This window comes from Janthinobacterium sp. LS2A (genome assembly GCF_036543145.1).
GTDB classification, from domain to species: Bacteria; Pseudomonadota; Gammaproteobacteria; order Burkholderiales; family Burkholderiaceae_D; genus Janthinobacterium; species Janthinobacterium aestuarii.
This window is the reverse complement of the sequence record NZ_JAZHPB010000001.1, coordinates 872,025-889,699: the sequence shown is the minus strand read 5'-3', so window position 1 is coordinate 889,699 and position 17,675 is coordinate 872,025. Positions and strand designations below refer to the sequence as shown.

The window sequence follows — 17,675 nt, the reverse complement described above, 5'->3', positions numbered from 1 at the left end:
ATATCAACTATTCATTTCCGCTATGATAGCGCAAGCCCTACAGTAGTTCCTGTGATTCTCACTCTTCATCTTTTACAGGAGCTAACTGATGCAACTACATGAATATACAAGCTTTGATGGACTGGGGCTGTCCCAACTAGTGCGCGATGGCGCCGTCTCTTCGGCGGAATTGCACGATGCGGCCGTGCGCGCCTGTACTGCCGTCAACCCGCACATCAACGCCGTGGTCGAGCTGTGGCCAGCCGATTTCACACACATCGACCACACGGCGCCGTTCGCCGGCGTGCCATTTTTGATCAAGGATGTGGCCGTCACCATGGCAGGCAAGCGCAGCGAAGCGGGCAGCCGCCTGGGCGCCGGCCATGTCGCCGCGTTGGATTCCCACCTGATGACGCAGTTCCGCCAGGCGGGACTAATCACCTTTGGCCGCACGAGCACGCCGGAAATGGCCTTTGCCACCACCACGGAACCCGTGCTCTACGGCGCCACGCGCAATCCCTGGAACGTGGCATTGAGCGCGGGCGGTTCCAGCGGCGGCGCGGCGGCGGCCGTCGCGGCCGGCATCGTGCCCCTGGCCCATGCGACTGACGCGGCCGGTTCCATCCGCGTGCCTGCCGCGTCGACGGGGCTGTTCGGCTTGAAGCCGAGCCGAGGCCGGGTCTCGAACGGCCCCGCCATGGACGAAATCTTCAGCGGTCTGGGCGTGCAGCTGGGCGTGAGCCGCACCGTGCGCGACAGCGCCGCCTTGCTTGATTGCGTGCAAGGTGTGCTGCCGGGCGAGCCATATGTGACGGCTGCGCCCGGCCACAGCTGGCTGTCGCAAGTGAGCGTGGCGCCGGGCAAGCTGCGCATCGCCGTGCAGCGCGCCGCCTGCAATGGCGCCCATCCCGTGCCAGCCATCGATGCCGCGCTGGACACGACCGTGCGCCTGCTGGAAAGCCTGGGCCACCACGTGGAAGAAGTCCCGCCCGCGTTGGGCGTGTCGTGGGAAGCGTTCGTGCAGGCGAACGCCAGCATCTGGTGCGCCAACCTGGTGCCGTGGATAGACGCCTTGGCGCAGGAAAGCGGGCGCGCCGTGCCGCTCGACACACTGGAACCGGCGACCCTGGCCTGCTACCGCCATGGCAAGACGGTCTCGGCAGTCGATTTCGTGGCCGCCCTCGACGTGCGCAATACCGTCACGCGCCAGGCCGGCGCCTTGTTCGGCCAGTACGACGTGCTGCTGACGCCCACCATGGCGGATGTGCCGTGGCAGCTGGGCCGCTATGGCGAGAAGGAGGAAAAACTTGACGGTGTTGGCTGGACGGCGCGCCTGTTCGAGCATTCGCCCTACACGCCACTGGCGAACGTGGCGGGCTTGCCAGCCATGTCCGTGCCGCTCGGCATGTCAAATGACGGTTTGCCGATCGGCATGCAGTTCATGGCCGGTTATGCGAACGATGGAATCTTGCTGCGGCTGGCGGGACAGCTGGAGCGAGCGGCGCCGTGGGTGCAAAAAAGGCCTCCCGTGTGGGCGGGCAAGGTGTCAGCATGCCATGAAGGCGGCTGAAACCGGCCGCCATATCGGCTTTAGCCTACGGCAAGAAGCCGGGGTCGGACCCGCCGGGTCCGGCCCCAGTCCTTGTTTTTGAGTGAAAAATATCAGGTGGGCAGCGTCGCCAGCGGCGCCGCGCCGCGGCTTTCCAGGCGAAAGCGGGCTTTTTCCCACAGCCGGTCGTGGAAGGGCAGGACGATCACGTTGCAGATCGGCTCGACCACGGCCAGCAAGCCGCCAAAGGCCATGGAACCGGTGGCCCAGTACATGACGCCGAACGCCACGCCCATGTGCAGGGTCGTCTGGCTGAGTTTTTCACCGGCCAGGGCGGCAAAGCCCAGGCGGCTGGCGGCGTAGCGGCGGCGGATGGCGTGCCAGGCTTTTTCATGCCATGGCAGCAGAGCCACGTTGATGATCGGTTCGATGATTGCTGCCAAGCCACCGAGCGCCAAGGAGCCCGTGAGCAAGTAGGCGAGGCCGAAGGCGATCGACATATGCGTGCAAACCTGGCTGAATGTTTTGATGGCTGTAAACAAGGGAGGCTCCTTTCTGTTGAATTCGCTTATCCTTGATTTAGATAGTAACGATTCTCATTTACAAAAGGAAGCAAAATATTTCAAACGGATCAATAGCTACAGACTATCGAAATATGAAATTGAATGATATCTGCCTGATCCCGTCCAAAACGCGCATTTGCTGCCTACACAGTAAACCAGCATGTGCTGGGGTTTCTGGAGAACAGCATGCCCACCCTTTTTGACGATGTACTGACCACGCCACAGCCCTGGTCGCAGCAAGTGATTGCCGAGTGGCGCGACGTTTTTCCTGCGCAACACGGCGCCAATCTCGATGATTTCGTCGTGCGCGAGCGCCTGCGGAGCAACGCTCTCATGGATATGCGCAGCGTCGTCGGCCAGTCGGACCACTATGCGGGCCAGTCGTGGCGCGACGCGGCGCTGACACCGCAATACAAACCGGGCAAGATGCGCGCCGTTTTTGCTCAATATGAACGCAATCCGGACTACTATTTCAACGGCGAACTCGACAATGGCATCGTGCTCAGTTCCATCGATGGCCACGATTGGTACACGGATGGCGGCGGCAACCACCGCACGGTGCTGGCGAAGTTCGCCTGCGACCGCATTGCGCGCCACACCGGGCGCTATCCGCTGGTGCGCGGCGTGTCGACCTGCCGCTATGAGGCGGACATGCAGGCCTGGCTGTTGTTTTGCCAGCTGCGGGAACGCCATGCGCAGCTCATTTCCGTGGCCGTCACGCGTGAAGACAGGCAAAGAACCGATGTGGCCGGCGCGACGGACATCAGCTGGCGCCTGCGGTTCTTCGTGCTGGACCGACGTTTTGGCGGTATCGGTATTCCTCGCGCCGGGCATCTCGACGCTGCCTGCTTTTGCGCCTATGCCCGCCATGTGCTTGCCCATGACGGCAAGCCAAGCTGGCGCGACCGCGTGTTGGACCGCCTGATTGGCGACCCGGACCGTCTCGTGTACCAGTCCGTAGCGTAAGCACGCCTATCTATATAGTATGCAGGCCGGAGGAGGATAGTGCTCGTCCGGCCTGTATGCTCCGTTACGGCAAGGTCTTCAGCACGGTCTTCGTCGGCACGGAGAAATTATAGTTGTCGTGGCGGTCCCAGTTGATCGACCACGTCATCACGCCACGGAAGTCCGGATACGCCTGCAAAGGCTTGATGGTGCCGCAGTTGAGCAGGCGCGTCAGGCAATTTAGGGCGTTGCTGACGTCGGCATTCGTCGTGAAACCCGAGCCGGCCGAGCTGCGCCCCGACGGCACGCCGAAGCCCACCTGGTCCGGACGCAGGCCGGCAAAGGTATTGCTGCCGTAATTGAAACCTTCGATCAGCATGCGCGCCGTGGCCACCAGCTGGTCGGCCGAGCCGGCCTTGATGGGCCCCGTGGCGTACGGCGTATAGATATCGCCATTGTTGTAGTACTGCGGGTGCAGCACCGTCAGCTCCGAGCGCAGGGCGTTGATGATGGGAATATAGGCGCCCCAGATGCTGCCATAGCTCGTGTAGCCCCCTTCCACATACACCCATTCCGGCGCCATCGACAGGTAAAAGCTGCTGCCGACCTTGGCTTTCAGGTTTTTCACGGCGATCGGCAGATAGGTCTGGATGGCCGCGCCTTGCGCCACACCGTTTTCCAGGTCCAGGTCGATGCCGTCGAAACCATATTTGGTGATGATGGCGTACAGGCTGTTGGTGAAATTCGTCGCTTCGGCCGTGTTGCCGACGGAAACGGAACCATTTTGCCCGCCCAGCGACAGGATGACTTTCTTGCCCTTGGCACGTTTGGCGGCCACGTCGGCGATGAATTGCGCTTCCGTGCCGGCGCCCGGATCGATGGTCAGGCTGACATTGCCGCCGCCCGCGTTGTCGCCGAACGACACGACGATCACGTCCCAGTCGTCGCTGACCTGGCTGATCGGGTAGGTGGCGCCGCTGGGGTTGGTGAAGTTGTGCCAATAGCCGATCAGCGCGTGTTTCGCCAGGCCCGTGGGAGTAGGCGTCGGTGTTGGAGTAGGTGTCGGAGTTGGAGTTGGAGTTGGAGTAGGAGTAGGAGTAGGCGTCGGTGTCGGGGTGGGAGTCGGCGTAGGTGTTGGGGTAGGCGTGGGAGTCGGTGTTGGGGTAGGAGTCGGTGTCGGCGTACCGCAGTCTCCCACTGCGGTCCAGGGCTGGCCGCTGCCGGCGCCGCCGCTGCTGGTCGACGGGTTATTGCCTTGCGTCCACCAGTTGGCCGTGTAATTGACGTTGTTGTAGCTGGCCTGACCGCCACCGTTGTAGGCCGTGCCACTGTTCCACGGCGCGTAGCAGGCGACCGCTTGCGTGGCGCCGGCCAGCAGCTGGCTGGCGCCTGCGCTGGATCCTTCGCTGCCTCCGCCGCAGGCTGCCAACGTTCCCCCGAAGAGGGTAATGATGAGGGTATTCATGACTGTCCGGTTCATTGCGTCTCCTTGTGTATTTTTTGCCGGCCGGCTGGACACCGTCCGATTTTTCAGAGTGCAAGCATTGCAGGTGGTAGTCAACTGGTTTTATTCTTTGCGCAAGATCACAATACCAGTTCCCATCTTTCCCCATTAGACCGGCGATGCGGGCCATACCAGTGACTGTTTTCCGGCGCGCTGGTATGGTGCCAGGAATGACGCCGGGAGCAGGGCGGGGAAGGGAGGTGGACGCCATGCAAAGCGGCTGGGGCAGCGTCTGCCCGGGGCACGGTGACAATTGTTGTAGATTTTCATTGTGACAATAAACGTATTTCCCCGCTCATCTTCGGCGTATCGTAGCGCATATTGTTATTGCCTCAACACAGGGGATAAGAATGAAAACACCGCGCCCGCTGATCTTGTGGCTTTGTGCCATCGCCGCAAGCGCCATGCTTGCCGGTTGTGCAAGTTTGACTCCCGAGTTGACTCCCCAGCAAAAAAAGCTGGTCGGCGACGCGCAAGGTAGTTGTCCTGGCATCACGGGAAAGGACGGCCGGCTGGCGTTCCAGCTCAAGCCTGTCATCGAGGGCAAGGAAATGAGTCCCATCACGTCCAAGTGGAGCTCAACGGGCGTCGGTGACGAAGCCCTCGTCAAAACCCTGTTCGCGCAGCGCCTGTGCATCCTGGAAGAAGTTGCCGCGCGGCCTGACCAGGCGGCCATGACGCAGGTACATGAGCGATATATGGAGGAGATTTCCAAAGGCATTAATGCCTGGCCCGCCTACGATGCGGCGCAGTACGAGCAGCAGCTGGCGCGCTTGTCCGAGCAAAAAAAGGCGCACAAAGCGGCCGTCAACGCCAGCTTTTCAAACAAGCGCCATGAGATTGATTCCGTCGTGCTTGTTGCTGCGATTCCCTACTATGATTTCCTGCACATCAAGGAAGTGGATGTGGAGTGGAAAAAAGGAAGCTCGGCAAGCGGAACGAAAACAGTAAGTTCGGCTGCCAAGGTGTGTTTGACCAAGGACGATTTTTCCGTCGCCATCCGGCCAGCGCTCGACCAGACGCGCGCGATTGTCATCGGTCTGGGCATGGGAAAGTATGACGAAGCCCAGGCGCTGCGCCTGATGCTCGAGCAGATTTACGAGGCGGGCGGCCAGCGCCTGGTCAACGCCCGCGACGCCAGCAAGAATGCGCCGGCGGTGACATGCACGGTGTCCGGCGGCGAGAACGCCGTGGCCGCCGGCCCGGTCACCAAATAATGAGTCCCTACCTGGAAGTGATCATCCCGGCGGCCCTCGCGCTGTATGCGGGTTTCCAGCACGAAGGCCGCTGCAGCATCGAGCCGGCCGTGCATCCGCTGGCAGAAAACATGTGCCAGGGCTTGCGCGCCGCGTTTGAAGATGGCTGTAAGACGCTGCTTGAGGTACCGCTCGGCAAGACCGGTATCTATCTGGCCGGTTCCTATTCCATCAAACCGGTTGCGTTTGCGCCGCTGGTCAGGGAGAAGGTCCAGGAAGGCTATTCGGCTTGCGTCGGCTTCTGGAGCGGTTCGATCGACTATGACACCTATCAAACGGCGCTGGAACAAAAAGCCAGCGTCTTGAACGCGATGTTCAAGGCCGTGGGCAAACCGGGCAGCGCCGCACCGGTTCTCGACGCCGCCGTCGCCAACGGCGCCCGGCGCGACGACGTGATGGACCCCAAGGTGGCGGCAGGGGACTTGCGGCAAGATTGCATGGGTCCGGCGACCATCAAATGCGGGCACATCACGACGCCGCCGACAGACCCGGTGTTCATCCCGCCAGACCCGCAGACCGTCAATCGCCTGTCCGCCGCCGTGGCCGACCTTGCCCAGGAAATCAAGCACCAGAACGAGCGCGGCCCGCGCATCGTCGCCGACGGCTCCGGAAAATGGACGTTGGCAGCCGAAATCAGCTTCGCGACGGGCAGTTCGACGCCCAGGCAGCAAGACTGCGCACGGCTCGCCGCGAACGTGATAAAAGCGTCCCCAAGCGCCCAGCGCGTGCAGATTGGCGGCGCCGCCGACGAGCGCGGCATGCCGGCCGCCAACAACGCGCTCAGCCTGCAACGCGCGGCATCGGCAGCGCTATGCCTGGCCACGCACGCGCCATCTAAACGCTGGAGCATTGAAATTTCCGGCGCGGGCAGCCTGGCCACATCGCCAGCCGAATACGCCAGAGCACGCCGCGCAACCGTGTTTGTTTGGGAGCCGCAGCCGTAGTGGCACGCGTGGACAGGCCGACGGGCGTGCTGGGCGATCTGCGAAGCGCGACGCAAAGCAGCAGCCGGAAGCGAACTGGAACAGCCAATACCAAAGATCGGGGAACGTACGCGCTGTGTTCGAGCTGGGCGGTGCAGTGAGGCGCGGAGGAACCGTGCAAAAAGCCATAGCGCCACAGCGGTGCGTAGAAGGCTGAAATCGCATTTGCGATTGTACAAGTTGCAAAATGAGGGATTTGACGAATCCATTCATAACTTCGCATAATTTATATTATGTCAAATGGACGACGGGGAGTGGAATGTACTATTGGTAGTGCAAGTTCGGCAGCTCGCCACGTCTGAGTAAGTTAGCTGCCGCCCCATAGCGCCACAAAATTTGCGATTTCGCCTAGTAATCCTTAACTAGCCTTTCCACATTATCCCTCAAATCGGCGGCAGCACGCTTAGCTAGTTCATACATATTCTGAGTACTTTGGAATAACGCATCAGTATCCGTCTCAAGTTCTAATTCAGAACGAATCATAATAATGAGTTCGTCGGTTGCCTTCTGAATTTCACGAAACTCATTTAGAATAAAATCAATATACTCATAGTGTTTTTCATTAAATTTTTCGTGAAGAGTAACGACGGCATCAGCATACTCCACAGCCCGGGCATGTAAAATTCGGGATTCTTCAGCTAACTCAGAGGCCTCTTGAGAATAATTTCCATCACGAGTCAGATCTTTGAATTTCTTTTGGATGTTTTCAGCATTAGTGCTCGCAGCCTCCCTTTGAGAGGTCATTGTACTAATTTCGTCTTTTGTTAGCTGCATAGGCGCGGTGAGAGCCAATGCTTTGAGGTAAGTCAAATTTATCAAATTCAGAACTTCACGACTTTTAAGAATTGTATTCATTCCTCCCAAAATCGTCACCTTTGCCACAGCAGCAGAAAGATCATTTAGTCCATTATCAGAACCAATTTCGGTTAGTGTCTTTTGTGTCAGACGACCGATAATAGCATGTGCTTTTACCACTTCCTTAGTTGCATCTAAATATACAATCCGGCGTGCCGTTGCAATACGTTCGCGATGCGCCTCATCTGCACTATGCTTTCTTTCAGCATTTGCTTGATCCATTGCAAGTTTACGATCCTCCTCAGCCTGCCCCCTTGAGTAGTCCCGCGCATCTTTTGCCAAAGTCAACGCTTGAGAAAGCTCCTTCTTCATTCGCCACCATCCAAGCCAGACGGTGCAAAGTACACCTATCAAACCAATTGCTGCAACAAAAAATGTGACGTTCTCATACCAAGCCACCTTCGGGGCTGGCTGAGGCACTAACTCTATATCAAGAGTTAGTGGAACCCCATTTGATGGAGCGTAGATACTATCTGAAGCAATAGTAAAATGTTTTTTATTAGAACTCACCATATTGATTTTTATATCCTTTACCTAATAATTATCGCCATAAATATCTCAATAAAATTTTGAGAAAATTATTTAATGGAACAATTTTAACTCTAAATGTGTGCATAATTTTGATTGTACGAGCTAAATTCCTAACTATGTATTGAAGTCGCCACGTCTGGCACGGGCGCAGATACCATAGCAGCGAACCTCATCTCTAAAGCATCGTTCACATACCCTTAAACGGAGGCAATACCGAGCTTGTTGTACAGCCCACTTTGGCACCCCAAGCATGTACATAAAATCGCCAAGCATCCTAGTCCGGTTGACCGCCCTCCAGTTGGTGCGCCTAGAGTTACGAATAATCCAGTACTGATTGCGAAACTCATCCTCTATTTGTTCAAGTATCCGCAGTGAATTAGCATCAAAATTTGCCATGTGACGTCCCTCCTCCCCGTCAATCAAGGTGAAGTAACTGTCAAAACGGACAATCGTCCACCGCTTGTGGTAATCCCGGTGCGGTCGCCAGATACACGACGCCGAGATTGTTGTTGCACCAGGTCTGCAGGCCGTCCATGCAATGGTCTGATAGCGCCTGGAATGCGACCTGCGCAGCGCGCAGCATGTTTGTACAAAACGGCACCCGCCATACATCGACTTCCGGCACCACGATGCCCCTGGAGCGGAAGTAGCGTTTCTGGTCGAGCGCCCTGCACTGCATTTCCTTGCCACAGTATTTCGCTATGTAACTGGCGATCTTGTGCGCCCCGGCCACGCCGAAGCCGAAACGGTGCGGGTCGCGGACGTGGACTTGTCCCATCTGCTCGCCGTTCGGGCCATGGCCCAGGATGCCTTACCAGATGGAGCGCAGCAGTGCATACATTTGCCGCCCTGCGACGGCCACATGAAAATGCAAAGCACCACGCCCCTGTTCCTCAATGATCGCTACATAATGAAATTGTTTATGCTTACCAAGTTTTCGACAAAACGCCTTCCAGTGTTTTAATGCAGGCTCGCGGTCCAGCATGTTTTCTCTGTGCACTCAGCGAACCGGTGGACGTGGAAAAGGCTGCGCCAAACCGAGCGGCAAGTGTGGAGGCGGCCAGCGACAGGCCCCGCAAGGTGGAGTCAGAGCGCAGCACCTCGACAAACGATGCGGAAATGTATTTCTTTCGAGAGTCACGAAGGTTGGGGCGATCAAACGCCGAGCGCTATGGTAAGGAATTTGAAACTGGAGTCTGGCGGAAGATCTGATTGATGATTCGATTGGCGTCCAGAACCATATCGGCGCCGAGATTGTCCATGATGCTGCTGCCATGGGCCATCTCGTTTCGATACTTCGGGAACACCTTTCCTAACACTTCGACAAACTGCTCTGCGGCGGGTACCTCAACGTAGGTCAGTCCCGCTTCGGGACTGAACACCTGCTGTTGTCGAAGGGGACGCGAAAGAGTCGCATCGTCGGCGATCCATTTTTGATTAATCGCGCGTTGCATGGCGTCGTGCAGCCCCCGGAGGTTGCCGGAAAGTCCATCCGCCTCGCTACGCAGCCTGACTGCTAGTTCGATCGCCGAGAATGCGGTTTGGGCAGCAACCATATTGAACGGGTAGTGAAAGCAGGAAAAGACAACCAGATTCTTTGCCGTCATTAAGAGGCGTTGCACGGCCTCCGGCACCGTCTCCACGATATCTACCGATGATACGAGTGCATGCCGCTCTCTGGGACTCCAGCCGAACATACCGGCACGAATGTCCAGTTCACAGATGTTGTCAGGCTCAACCAATTCTTCCATCGCTCTCCCACATATGTATTTAGCTATCTAGACAGCCTGCTCGGTCGTGCCAAACGTCACCCCAATGAAGCTGGGGTGAATCGCATGAAAAAACGGTACCGATCCAGTAATGCGAACTTCACTCCAGTCACATTGGTAACCGATTGTGCAACATTATGACGAGTGATTGTGGGGAAATTTCGAAGAAATTTGACGGTATGCGGCGTACGTCCTCGCACGGCGGTGCCATGGTGATTCAGGCGTGGAAATTTCATGGGATCACATGGGACAGGTGGATTGTGCTTCAAACGTGGGGCAGATTCGTTTGCGAATTACTGGGGAAACTGGGTCAATGTTCGGCACAAGACGCAGGTCATAGCGGCCATCCTCATGGCACGAATCATAGCCACCACAGCGCATAGTCCACAAAATATAAACGGTAATGATTCTCATTTATAGTATAGTGCGCACAGTTTTCCTTCTTATAACCTTGCGCCATGCCATCGATGCCATCCTCACGCCCTACTCCATTCCCAGTCCATCATCCCCTCGCCGCCCGCCTGATCCTCGCCGGCCTGCTCATTGCCAGCGTGCCACCCTCCGTCTACGCGCAAGCAACGGCAGGCGCGCAGAGCCCGCTTGCCACTGTCGTCGTCACAGGCCAGGCCGAAGCGGATGCCGGCGGGCAGATTGCCAAGAGCGCGCGGGCTGGCTTGCTGGGGGAAAAAGACTTGCTCGATACGCCGTTCAGCGTCAACAGCTATACAAGTCAGCGCATGTTGGACCAGCAGGCGCTGACTCTGGCCGAGGTGCTGGGCGGCGATCCGTCCACCCGCTTCACGGGCCAGATCGGCGGCGTCACGGATTCGTTTTTTATCCGCGGTTTTCCCCTCAACGAAGGTAATTTGAGTGAAGTGGCGTTCGACGGCGTGTATGGCGTGTCGCCCAATTACCATTTGTTTACGGAATACCTGCAAAGCGTCGAGGTGCTCAAGGGGCCGGCCGCCTTGCTGTACGGGATGTCGCCGAATGGCGGCGTGGGCGGCGTCGTCAATGCCGTGCCGAAACGCTCGCTGCCGCGCGACCTGACGCGATTGACGCTCGATTACGGCTCGGGCTCGCAGGCTGGTGCGGCCATCGACGTCAGCCGCCGCTTCGGCGAGGAGCGGCGTTTCGGCATCCGCTTCAATGGCTTGCACCGCCAGGGCCACACGCCGCTCGACCACCAGACGTCGCGCGCGGAAGTGGCGGCCGTCGCCCTCGACTACCAGGGGCAGCGGCTGCGCGCCTCGCTCGACGTGATCGAGCAATACCAGTGGATCGACGCGCCCACGCGCCCTTTCCTCGTGGCCGCGCGCCTGCCCGTGCCGGAAGCACCCGATGGCCGGCGCAACATCGCCCAGTCCTGGGGCTGGTGGAAGTCCAACGACCTGGCCACCTTGGGCAAGCTCGAATACGATGTGAACGATAAAGTCACCGTGTTCGCCGATGTGGGCGGCACGCGCTCGGACGTGTCGCGCTATTCGGACCAGACGCCGACGATCACCAGCGCGGCCGGCGACATGACGGTCACGCCCATGAACTGGAAATTCCGCGTGCGGCGCGCCAGCGGCGACACGGGCGTGCGCACGCGCTTTCGCACGGGCGGCGTCGAGCATGCGCTGGTCGTGATGGGCAATGTCTACCGCGACGAGTTTGGCAGCGTGAGCAATTCAGGCAAACTCATCACCTCGAACATCTACCATCCCGTGGCCGTGCCCGACCCCGGCATTGCCGCACCGGCCCGCGTGCCGAAACTGTCCGCGTCCACCCTCTCCAGCCTGGCCGTAGCCGATACGCTGGACATGCTGGACCAGCGCGTGCAGCTGACCCTGGGCGTGCGCCGCCAGCTGGTCGAATCGAAAAACTACAACGCCATCAGCGGCGCGCTGACCACGCGCTACAAGCAAGGCGCATTGACGCCGCTGGCTGGTATCGTCGTCAAGCCGCTGCGCCACGTGTCGCTGTATGCGAACTATATCGAGGGCCTGAGCAAGGGCGATATCGCCCCGAACATCGCCGACAACGCGGGCCAGGTCTTCGCGCCCTACAAGAGCAAGCAATATGAAGTGGGGACGAAGGCCGATTTCGGCGTCGTGCTGGCGACGCTGGCCGTGTTCCAGGTGACCAAGCCCAGCGGCCAGTTGTACGGCAAGGTCTACAGCATGGATAGCGAGCAGCGCAACCGGGGCCTGGAGCTGAACCTGTCCGGCGCCGCCAGCAAGACCGTGCGCCTGCTGGCCGGCATCACCTTGCTCGACGGGCGCCTGGTAAAAACCAACAACGCCGCCACCATGGGCAAGCGCCCCGTGGGCGTGCCGACGTCGATGGCCAACCTGGGCGGCGAATGGGATCTGCCGTACTGGCCGGGCCTGACGGCCACGGGCGCCGTCAGTTACACGAGCAAGCAGTTTGTGGATCAGACGAATCTGCAATCGGTGCCGTCGTGGACCAAGGTCGACCTGGGCTTGCGCTACCGCACGGCCATCGCCGGCAAGGCGACGACCTTGCGCGCCGGCTTGATGAACGCATTCGACCGCCATTACTGGGCCGGCGTGGCCTCGTATGGCACCGTTTCGCAGTCGGCGCCCCGCACCATGCAACTGTCGGCCGCCGTCGATTTCTGATTTGTCGATGCGCTTGCCGCGGGCTTGACTATCTTTCCTTGGTTTAATTTTTACTGCCTATGCCCATGCTTTCCATGACCCTGGCTGCATTGTCCTTGCAGTCCACATCGTCCGGCTTTGCATCGATCAGTTGAATCAGCGACAAAAGATGGGCCTTGTTCTGCGCCAGTCGCACTTCCAGCGATTCGATATCGGCAATCTTCTTTTTCAGCGCGGCCATCAGCTCATCATGTTTCCATGATGAGCTATCCTCGGGCAAGACTTGCCTGATTTCGTCCAGGGAAAAGCCCGCCTGCTGCGCGTCGCTGATAATAGACAGTACCGCCACCGCTTCCAGAGGATAGTCGCGGTAGCCATTCGATTGCCGGCTCACGGCTTTCAACAGGCCCCTGGATTCGTAGAACCGAATCGTGGAGGCCGCCAAGCCGCTGCGCTTGGCCAATTCACCAATTTTCATCACTTCCCCGCTGATTTTTTGTGCTTGCCTATCCGTGTCATCACGACGCCATGCTCAACTATAAGCTTGAAGCCAGCTTGAATGTCAAGCGGCGGGTGATGGCGCAAGGGAGATTGCAATTTTTTCGATTCGGGGCTTGACCTTCAAGTTTGCTTAAAGCTTATCGTGGGGCTATCGCAACCTTGGAGATCAGCATGAAACCCTTTACCGCACTGACATTGCCCAGCGGGACAGTCGTTCCGAACCGTCTTGCCAAAGCCGCCATGGAAGAAAACATGGCCAACAACGATCACGCGCCTTCGGACGAGCTGATACGCCTGTACCAGTTGTGGGCAGACGGTGGCGTAGGTCTGATGATCACCGGAAACGTGATGATCGACCGCCGCGCCATGACGGGCCCCGGCGGCGTGGTGCTTGAATCTGAGGAATTTGGCGCCCGCTTCGAGCGATGGTCGCGCACGGCCCGTTCACGCGGCGCGCATATCTGGATGCAGATCAACCATCCGGGGCGCCAGATGCCCGCCGCCTTGGGACAGGAAACCGTGGCGCCGTCAGTTGTGCCCATGGACCTGGGCAACTTTTCAAAGCAATTTTCGGCACCGCGCGCAATGACGGAGGCCGACATTGCCGACGTCAAGCAGCGCTTTGTCAACAGCGCCCGGCTGGCGGAGCGCTTTGGCTTTACGGGCGTGCAAATCCATGCCGCGCACGGCTACCTGATCAGCCAGTTCCTCTCGCCTCTGACCAACCAGCGCACCGACCGCTGGGGCGGTTCCCTCGAAAACCGGGCGCGGCTGCTGGTCGACGTCGTCAAGGAGGTGCGGCAAGCCGTCGGCAAAGGCTTTGCCGTTGCCGTGAAGCTCAATTCGGCGGATTTCCAGAAAGGCGGCTTCAGTTCGGATGACGCCAAGCAGGTCGTTTCCATGCTCAATACCCTGGGTGTCGACCTGATTGAATTGTCCGGCGGCAGTTATGAAGCCCCTGCCATGCACGGCCAGACCCGCGACGGCCGCACCCTGGCCCGCGAAGCCTATTTCCTCGAGTTCGCCAAGGATATCGCCACGGTGGCCAGCATGCCCATCATGGTGACGGGCGGCATACGCCGCTACCAGGTGGTGCAACAAGTGCTGGACAGCGGCATTGCCATGGCGGGCATGGGAACGGCCTTGGCGCTCGACCCGCAACTGCCTGAAGCATGGCATTCCGATCAATCGGCAAGCCCCTTGCTCCGGGCCATCACCTGGAAAAACAAGGTGCTCTCGTCCATTGCCTATATGGCGATGGTCAAGTATCAGTTGCGGCGCCTGAGCCAGGGCAAGCATACCCGCCCCAACGTGGCGCCTGCGCTGGCGCTATTGATACAGCAATGGGACACCGCCATCCGGAACCGGCAGTATCGCCGCCGGATGCATAGCGGCTTTTAATGGCGTTTTTCCCATTCAAACATGGAAGGTGCAGGCAATGAACATGAACATCGCCGCGGCGGTATCCGCATTGGCATTGAGTATGGCCGCAAGCCCGTCCCGGGCAGAGCACGCTGTCGAAAACAGGCAGGTCATTATTGATATCGCCGGCCATGCCGTCCCGGTGGCCGCTGGCGGCCTGTATGACCGCTTTCGCTCGAATCCGCCTCTATCCGTCATCGCGGCGGAAGCGCCGGAGCTTGATCTGAGCTGGTTCAAGGAGATGCAAAAAGAAAAGGTGTCCATCGGCTTTGACTCGTATTCGCCGAACTTCTATTACAGGAACCGCAAGATCACGGCCGTATTTACGGCCGACCTGGCGCGCCTGAAGGAGCTGATGCCGGCAGACATACTGAAGCAAGTCCAGCCGCTGCAAGTGTGGCCAGGCCGGGGCGCGGTGGCCTTGACGGCCTATGCGTATGAGTACTGCGACAACGACAGCTACAATGAAGTGTCCCTGGCGATTGTCACCGGCAAGCCGGGCAGCGCCAGCTTTGGCCCGTTCACCTTGCTGGGCCAATCGCTGTCCAAGGATTTCTGGGGCTATGTGCTCAAGCTTCCCGTCAACACGGAACTGGCCAGGGTACGTGGCGTGGTTGGCTACAATCTGCCCAAGTGGCTGACCGTTATCGAGGTGAAGGAAACGGATGCAAGCGTTTCCTTTGAAGTCATGGATAGCGCAACAGGCAAGCTCGATTTTGTTTTTGCAGGCAAAAAACTGGGAGACCTGTCGCACACGGCCGATGTGGTGAGCAACAGCTTCACCAACAAGGATGGCGCCGGGAAACTCACGTATGGCTATGCCGTTTCCCGCCAGTTGAGCCACGCGTCGAGCACGAGCGCGGATGCGGTCGACCTGAAGCTGGGCGACGGCAGCTTCTCCACCTATCTCAAGTCATTGAAGCTGGGGAAGATGATGAAATATGAATACGTGCCGGAATTTCAAAGCGCGCTGTATGCGCCGAAGCCATTGGTAACAAACCATTAACGGCCTACTCGCCCGGCGTTTCGTGATCCATGGCCGCCGTGGCGAGGGCGCGCACGTCAACCGGCATGGACTGCTTGCGCTCGCTGTAGCGGCTGGTCAGATAATCGGAGCGGTCGCGCACCACCAAGGTGAATTTATACAGTTCTTCCATGACGTCGACCAGGCGGTCGTAGTATGGCGACGGCTTCATGCGGTCGTTGTCGTCGAACTCCTGATATGCCTTGGCAACGGATGACTGGTTCGGGATCGTCACCATGCGCATCCAGCGGCCCAGCACGCGCAAGCCGTTGACGGCGTTGAACGATTGCGAGCCGCCCGACACTTGCATCACGGCCAGGGTACGCCCCTGCGTCGGGCGCACGCTGCCCATTTCCAGCGGCAGCCAGTCGATCTGCGACTTGAACACGCCCGTCACGGCGCCATGGCGTTCCGGGCTGCACCAGACCTGGCCTTCCGACCACAGCGACAGTTCGCGCAGCTCCTGCACCTTGGGGTGATCAGGGCTGACGCTGTCGACCATGGGCAAGCCATGCGGGTCGAACACCCGCGTCTCGGCGCCGAAATGCTGGAGCAGCCGCTCCGCCTCCAGGGTCAGCAAGCGGCTGAACGAGCGTTCACGCAGCGAGCCGTACAGCAAGAGGATGCGCGGTGGATGCGTGGCCACCGTCGGCGGCGCAAGTTTATCGAGGGTCGGCGTGTCGAGGTGGGCGGCGCTGATGTTGGGCAGCTTATTCATCGTAAATCCTTTCTTTATTGGCTCAGGCGCAGTGCCAGCCAATGCGGTGATAATTAATTCTATAATTCCATAATAATCGAAACGTGAAATTAATGTAAACCTGTTTTTCTGCGCACGAGGTACCTGGAAAGACTGTTTGACATGGGATCCGTCGAAACCAGGTGCAGGCCTCGACGGAATACCGCATTACATTGTCACAACATCGCCATCGCGACGAATTTCGTCTGCCTGCACACTTTCATGCTCACACTGGTCTTTTGCCTTCGGGGCAAAACGCAGAATCAGGCAAGCAACGATGGCCGACAAGAGAGAGCCAAGCAGGATGCCGATCTTGGCTTCCTCGACATACGCTGGATGGCCAGGAAATGCCAGGCCACTGATGAACAGGCTCATCGTAAAACCGATACCACAAAGCATCGAGACCGCATAAATTTGCAGCCAGGTGCTGCCGCGTGGCTTGCCAGCAAGTCCACTCCTGACAGCCAGCATGACACCAGCGAACACGCCCAGTTGCTTGCCGAGGAAAAGACCTGCGGCTATGCCAAGCGGGAGCGGCGCCCACATGGCTGATGGCGAGAGTCCGGCGAACGAGACGCCAGCGTTGACGAAACCGAATACCGGGACGATCAGGAAACCGACCCATGGATGCAAGGCGTGTTCGAGCCGGTGCAGGGGCGAATCAGGCGCATCCGGCGTGCCTGGGGATGGAATGTAGGGGATCAGGAAGGCGCCCACCACGCCAGCAATCGTTGCGTGCACGCCCGAGAGCAGCGTGACATACCAAAGCAGGGCCAGGCCGATCAGATACGGCCACAGTTTCATCACGCGAAGCTTGTTCAAGGCAAATAACACCACGACGATGGCGGCCGCGGCGGCAAGTGCGCCGGCATTGATGGAGGCGGTATAGAAAACGGCGATGATGGCGACGGCGCCCATGTCATCGATAATGGCCACTGAAACAAGCAGCAGTTTCAAGGACAAGGGCGCATGGCGTCCAAGCAGCGCCAGCACTCCCATGGCGAACGCGATGTCAGTCGCGGCAGGTATCGCCCAGCCATTCATCAGCAAGGGCTGCTTCGCAGTCAGAAAAACGTAGATCGCGGCCGGGAATGCCATCCCCAGCAGTGCAGGCAATGCCGGCAGGCGTCGCTGCTCCCACGTCGAGAGCCGGCCATCGACCAGTTCCCGTTTGATCTCGAGCCCGACCAGGAGAAAAAAGACCGCCATCAGCCCGTCGTTGACCCAGAGGTGGGTTGTCATCGGGCCCAGTTTGTCGCTGAGCACGGGACCTGTTTGCCAATGCAGAAAATGCTGGTAGACGCCGGCCAGCGGACTGTTGGCGATAATCAGGGCGGCAACGGCCGCCGCCATCAACAGGATGCCGCCCGCCGCGTCACTGGCGAGAAAGCGCTGTAGAACGGAATGGTGTTTCGGTGATGTAGTGGTGCTCATGCCGCATGCTCCTTGAAC

16 protein-coding genes are annotated in these 17,675 nt (G+C 58.9%); 7 read left to right on the top strand and 9 right to left on the bottom strand.

Going from position 1 to position 17,675, the window contains the following annotated elements:
- Positions 1 to 88: 88 nt before the first annotated feature.
- A complete protein-coding gene (locus V3C40_RS04120) occupies positions 89 to 1,549 on the top strand; it encodes an amidase (RefSeq protein WP_331776610.1) in 1,461 nt (486 codons plus the stop codon).
- 92 nt (positions 1,550 to 1,641) lie between these two features.
- Here V3C40_RS04120 and V3C40_RS04115 read toward each other — a convergent pair whose 3' ends face one another.
- Entirely contained in the window at positions 1,642 to 2,070 is a 429-nt protein-coding gene (locus V3C40_RS04115; protein ID WP_070301688.1) for a DUF2061 domain-containing protein, read from the bottom strand.
- A 207-nt stretch (positions 2,071 to 2,277) separates the two neighbouring features.
- Between V3C40_RS04115 and V3C40_RS04110 the strand changes: the two genes are divergently transcribed.
- Positions 2,278 to 3,057 (top strand): hypothetical protein, encoded by a 780-nt coding sequence (locus tag V3C40_RS04110; RefSeq protein WP_331776609.1) that lies wholly within the window; start codon positions 2,278 to 2,280, stop codon positions 3,055 to 3,057.
- 64 nt (positions 3,058 to 3,121) lie between these two features.
- Here the strand turns inward: V3C40_RS04110 and V3C40_RS04105 are convergent, their stop codons facing one another.
- Positions 3,122 to 4,501, bottom strand: coding sequence for a chitinase (locus V3C40_RS04105; RefSeq protein WP_331776608.1), 1,380 nt, complete (start codon positions 4,499 to 4,501; stop codon positions 3,122 to 3,124).
- A 389-nt stretch (positions 4,502 to 4,890) separates the two neighbouring features.
- On the opposite strand from V3C40_RS04105, the gene V3C40_RS04100 reads away from it, so the two are divergent.
- Together V3C40_RS04100 and V3C40_RS04095 are read left to right on the top strand one after the other, a co-directional pair.
- Positions 4,891 to 5,757: a hypothetical protein gene (locus tag V3C40_RS04100; protein ID WP_331776607.1), complete on the top strand. Its 867-nt coding sequence runs from the start codon at positions 4,891 to 4,893 to the stop codon at positions 5,755 to 5,757.
- Positions 5,757 to 6,740 carry a hypothetical protein gene (locus V3C40_RS04095; protein WP_331776606.1) on the top strand — a complete coding sequence of 328 codons (984 nt, stop codon included), beginning with the start codon at positions 5,757 to 5,759 and terminating at the stop codon, positions 6,738 to 6,740. Before V3C40_RS04100 ends, V3C40_RS04095 begins: the two co-directional genes overlap by 1 nt.
- A gap of 387 nt (positions 6,741 to 7,127) precedes the next feature.
- Here V3C40_RS04095 and V3C40_RS04090 read toward each other — a convergent pair whose 3' ends face one another.
- From V3C40_RS04090 to V3C40_RS04075, 4 genes are all read right to left on the bottom strand, one after another.
- Positions 7,128 to 8,147 carry a hypothetical protein gene (locus tag V3C40_RS04090; protein WP_331776605.1) on the bottom strand — a complete coding sequence of 340 codons (1,020 nt, stop codon included), beginning with the start codon at positions 8,145 to 8,147 and terminating at the stop codon, positions 7,128 to 7,130.
- Between the two features lie 454 nt (positions 8,148 to 8,601).
- Positions 8,602 to 8,943, bottom strand: coding sequence for a hypothetical protein (locus tag V3C40_RS04085; RefSeq protein WP_331776604.1), 342 nt, complete (start codon positions 8,941 to 8,943; stop codon positions 8,602 to 8,604).
- Between the two features lie 33 nt (positions 8,944 to 8,976).
- Positions 8,977 to 9,150, bottom strand: a complete 174-nt coding sequence (locus V3C40_RS04080) for a rolling circle replication-associated protein (RefSeq protein WP_331776603.1) — start codon at positions 9,148 to 9,150, stop codon at positions 8,977 to 8,979.
- 184 nt (positions 9,151 to 9,334) lie between these two features.
- Positions 9,335 to 9,916 (bottom strand): hypothetical protein, encoded by a 582-nt coding sequence (locus V3C40_RS04075; protein WP_331776602.1) that lies wholly within the window; start codon positions 9,914 to 9,916, stop codon positions 9,335 to 9,337.
- 476 nt (positions 9,917 to 10,392) lie between these two features.
- Here V3C40_RS04075 and V3C40_RS04070 point away from each other — a divergent pair, with 476 nt between their 5' ends.
- Complete coding sequence (locus V3C40_RS04070) at positions 10,393 to 12,561, top strand: TonB-dependent receptor (protein ID WP_442907217.1); 2,169 nt, start codon at positions 10,393 to 10,395, stop codon at positions 12,559 to 12,561.
- A gap of 43 nt (positions 12,562 to 12,604) precedes the next feature.
- On the opposite strand, the gene V3C40_RS04065 is transcribed toward V3C40_RS04070, so the two are convergent.
- Positions 12,605 to 13,018 carry a MerR family transcriptional regulator gene (locus V3C40_RS04065; RefSeq protein ID WP_331776600.1) on the bottom strand — a complete coding sequence of 138 codons (414 nt, stop codon included), beginning with the start codon at positions 13,016 to 13,018 and terminating at the stop codon, positions 12,605 to 12,607.
- Positions 13,019 to 13,212: 194 nt separating this feature from the next.
- Here V3C40_RS04065 and V3C40_RS04060 point away from each other — a divergent pair, with 194 nt between their 5' ends.
- Both V3C40_RS04060 and V3C40_RS04055 read left to right on the top strand, forming a co-directional pair.
- Positions 13,213 to 14,442, top strand: a complete 1,230-nt coding sequence (locus tag V3C40_RS04060; RefSeq protein WP_331776599.1) for an NADH:flavin oxidoreductase/NADH oxidase family protein — start codon at positions 13,213 to 13,215, stop codon at positions 14,440 to 14,442.
- A 43-nt stretch (positions 14,443 to 14,485) separates the two neighbouring features.
- The gene (locus tag V3C40_RS04055; protein ID WP_331776598.1) at positions 14,486 to 15,469 is read left to right on the top strand and encodes an acetoacetate decarboxylase (ADC); all 984 of its coding nucleotides are present in this window, start codon (positions 14,486 to 14,488) and stop codon (positions 15,467 to 15,469) included.
- A 4-nt stretch (positions 15,470 to 15,473) separates the two neighbouring features.
- Here V3C40_RS04055 and arsH read toward each other — a convergent pair whose 3' ends face one another.
- Together arsH and nhaA are read right to left on the bottom strand one after the other, a co-directional pair.
- Positions 15,474 to 16,205 (bottom strand): arsenical resistance protein ArsH, encoded by a 732-nt coding sequence (gene arsH, locus V3C40_RS04050; RefSeq protein ID WP_331776597.1) that lies wholly within the window; start codon positions 16,203 to 16,205, stop codon positions 15,474 to 15,476.
- A gap of 186 nt (positions 16,206 to 16,391) precedes the next feature.
- On the bottom strand, positions 16,392 to 17,657 hold the full coding sequence (gene nhaA, locus V3C40_RS04045; protein ID WP_331776596.1) for a Na+/H+ antiporter NhaA: 1,266 nt from the start codon (positions 17,655 to 17,657) through the stop codon (positions 16,392 to 16,394).
- Positions 17,658 to 17,675 lie beyond the last annotated feature (18 nt).